This is a genomic window from Legionella qingyii (assembly GCF_003184185.1).
Window position 1 is genome coordinate 1 of record NZ_QHJG01000007.1, and the last position, 3,558, is coordinate 3,558.

The following is a 3,558-nucleotide window of genomic DNA, read 5'->3' on the forward strand; positions in this document are numbered from 1 at the left end:
TCTTTCTACTCAATACTTAAGAAAAGTGATTGGTTTTTAAACTTTGATGAAATCGCCCTGGTATTTAGGCCTTATACATTTTGAGTTCATATTTAAATCATAATAAGTTGTTATACTAAGAATAGATAGATATTTTTTTATTGGAATAATTATGTTTTTTGATGAAAATGAAATTGAACTCGAAGATTTTTCGATAAAGCATTTAAGAAAAAAATTAAAATCAATGAAAGGTACTAAAGCATCCAAAAAATCTATTGCGCAATCAATATTGAAAATACTTCCGTTTTTTAACAAGTTTATTGATTCTGCAGAGGGGGCCGGGAGTACTATTACAAGTATGGTACAAATCCAAGGGCATCTCACTCATGCTTCAGAAGCAGCAGGTAGTGCTTTTCTAATCATTAGGGTAGTGAATGCTGCAATTGATTTTATTAGGATTCCATGTATTTATATCGCTGCCTATATAGCGAATCAAGAATCACCGATTACCTTGTCACGTAATGCCCGTTTTTTATATTCAGCAGTGCTTTTAGGTCTTACTATAACCGCTTTAGCATTTCCTCCTTCAGCCCCTATTATTGCCTTAGTGCTCTCAATCGCTGCATTGGGTTTAAGTGTCGTCACTCTAGCCAAGCTATATTACAAACGTTATGAAGTAAAAGATCAGTTAGCACAAATAGAAAAAGATATTGATATCAAAAAAAATCGAATAGCGGCTCTAATTGATAGCCTAGAACAATTAGAGGGCGAAGCAAAAAAGGCGAAGCTTGAAGGGCAAAGAGAGAACTTTAATAACTTGAAAGACAAAATCAAAACGGAACGACATGAAATTCAGGAACAGTTAAACGAGTTGCAAAAATTATATGATAATCAGGAGATTGGTAAGGAAAAATTGGCAAAGCTGGGTACTATAGCTACTTTGGATAAAACAGCAGGTGTTGCGTTCACTTCGCTGGCATTAATTGGTGCTATAGTCAGTTTAGTATTCCCTCCAGCAGGACTGCCAATAATTGCTGCCGCTGCTTCTTTGGCGGCCATCTATGTAATTGGACGTGTTACCTATCCTATATTTAAGTTTCTTGCAGAAAAAATAGTTAATGCTAGTACCCCAAAAACAGAGTTCGCAAAAAAAGATGAGGATCAAGGAGCGAAAGACGATTTGACTGAAAATGAAATTGAAATTGAAACTTCAGCTAGTAAGGTTAAACGAGATATGGATAAAATAATGGAAGATGCAGAACGATTAAAAAAAATTGTGGCCAAATTTCCAATTACTAATACTCACGCAGAATCAGAAGTAACGATACCAGCTCCCACTTTAAAAACCACAAGTGCTAAAAAGAAAAAGAGTGATGAGGAATTACAAGAAGAGGATGAACATCCATCAATGTGATAAGAATGATTTTAGAAAGTTAGATATGGCGCAATTGTTCACGTGCACGTCCCCTTCGGTGGAGTTAACAACTGTGGCCTCTAAGTCAATCTCGCTATTCTGAGGCGTTTTCTATGAAGGATCTCCTGTTTTAAAGATTATTAAAATACCGCGCCATTTGCTGGAGATCCCTCGCTGCACTTGAGGGCTGAAGTATCGTCACTTTTTGTACCTTTTTTCGAGTCACTAATGGGCAAATTGTTTATATCTGGATTCCCGCCTGCGCGGGAATGACATCAATTTAGGGCGTGGTTCCACGTATCAAACGGGGTTAATCGGCGGGAGAGCATGTTCATTTTGTTTTTTACTCGGATTATTTTTTTTCAGTTGCTGAACACTGCGCCATAATTCATCGCCTCGCCACAAGGTTTTTTCTTTATTTTTGTATAAAACTTGAGAAAGGGTTTGAACTTGTTTTTTGAACGTTGCGTCAGTCGTAAGGCGTGTTAAATCAGTTAAATTTAATATGAGGGCATCTGGCCAGTAAAGGTTGGCCCACTTTAATAAGGCATCTCGTGTTTGTTGGGGATTGGCTTGTGCACACGCTTTATGAAGATTATTTAATGCGGTTTTGTATTGACCTTTCCCGGTATTTTTATTGCGTTTTTGCCATCCCCATAAACCTAAAGTAACAATCCACGCAAATGCAAAAAGTGCGGCGACTATCCAAGCCCTATCGAATTTTGGTCTAGAAGAAACAGGCTCGCTCACTTCTTTTGTTGGTTGAGTGATATGCTGATTTTGAGATACGGCAGGTTGGGGGGTATTTGTTGCAGGTGCGGTGTTTGCTGGAGTTACTTCAAAGGTTTTTGCAGGTAAGGTAGCTATTTCTTCCTTTCCTGTTTCTGTATTGAACCAAGGGAGTTTTAGTTCAGGAATTGTTATTTTTCCTGCTTTATTGAATAAATAGGTCACTTTGATTTCTGTGCGGCCAATCAATTCACCATATGTAACTCGGTTTTTATCTTTACCTTTCTCCGGATAAACATTAACCCCGTCTGGTTCTGCAAAATTGAGTGTAGGTAAAAGTTGCGCTGGAATTCCTACTCCTTCAAGAATTACAGTACGAATTAAGGTGTTGCCTTGAGCAATAGTTTTTTCGGAGTTTTCATATTCTTCCATTAACTTAACTTGTTTTGCTGGCAGCCATATTTTACCTGAATATTCTTTAGGAATTGGTTGTACGTCGAGGCTAATGGTTTTGTCCTGGGCTTTTACTCGCACCGGATTAAAATCATAGATCAATGCAGTAAATACAGGTGATTTTATTTTTAAAGTACCACTCTTTTGTGGAAAAACGGCATAATTTTGTTCTTCTACAAGATAAGTCACATTATTTTTTTGGATCTGGGAGCGTTTTTCCTCACCCAAAGGGATGAGCAGAGCATTTTCTACTTGCGGTCCTCTATAATCCGCATCTAAAAGATGTTTTGAGTTGTATAAAGTTACTTTATAAATAATTTGCTGATTCACATAAGGTTTTTTTTTGTCCACTCCGGTGGTTAAATAAAGATCTTGATTCTTTTGATTGGCAGAATCGTTGCTGGATGTATTTTGCGATGTTGTACCTGTGGTTACTTCAATTGTCACAGGTTTTGAATAGTCTCTACCAATTTTAATCGCGGGAATTGTTACTTTACCTTCTTTTTGTGGCTTTAAAGTAATAGTCCACTCACTAGATGATTGTGCTTGGCCATTAATAATCGAATAATTCATACGACGTTCAGTGCCAAGAATCATAAAATTCTTTTGTAGCGGGGTTAGATCTGGAATGCCCCCATTTTGTAAATTATCTTGAGTTAAAATTAACCTGAATGAATCATCAATGCTTACTTGAGAAGAATCAACTTGCACTTGTACTTCAGCATTGACCAATGCACTGAATAAACAAAAGAAACCAATAATTATTATTTTTTTCATTGATACCACCCGCGTTCTCTTCGTAAATGGTCACGTAAGAATTTTTCTCGCATTAACCCGCCTGGATCATCTGGAATCAAGCGCAACCATTGTTCTTTGGCTTGTTGTTTTTCTCGTTCTGCTTCAGATTGAGCTTCGTTATTCTGTTGATCTTTGTTCTGTTGATCTTTGTTCTGTTGATCTTTGTTCTGTTGATCTTTGTTTTG

2 protein-coding genes and 1 pseudogene are annotated in these 3,558 nt (G+C 37.1%); 1 reads left to right on the top strand and 2 read right to left on the bottom strand.

Annotated features, from left to right (window positions below):
- The first annotated feature begins 151 nt into the window (after positions 1-151).
- Complete coding sequence (locus DGG96_RS05315; RefSeq protein WP_110141926.1) at positions 152-1,393, top strand: hypothetical protein; 1,242 nt, start codon at positions 152-154, stop codon at positions 1,391-1,393.
- Between the two features lie 300 nt (positions 1,394-1,693).
- Here the strand turns inward: DGG96_RS05315 and DGG96_RS05320 are convergent, their stop codons facing one another.
- Positions 1,694-3,352 carry a BatD family protein gene (locus DGG96_RS05320; protein WP_110141927.1) on the bottom strand — a complete coding sequence of 553 codons (1,659 nt, stop codon included), beginning with the start codon at positions 3,350-3,352 and terminating at the stop codon, positions 1,694-1,696.
- A pseudogene (locus DGG96_RS05325) lies at positions 3,349-3,558 on the bottom strand (tetratricopeptide repeat protein); the annotation flags it as partial. The gene DGG96_RS05320 and the pseudogene DGG96_RS05325, both read right to left, overlap by 4 nt.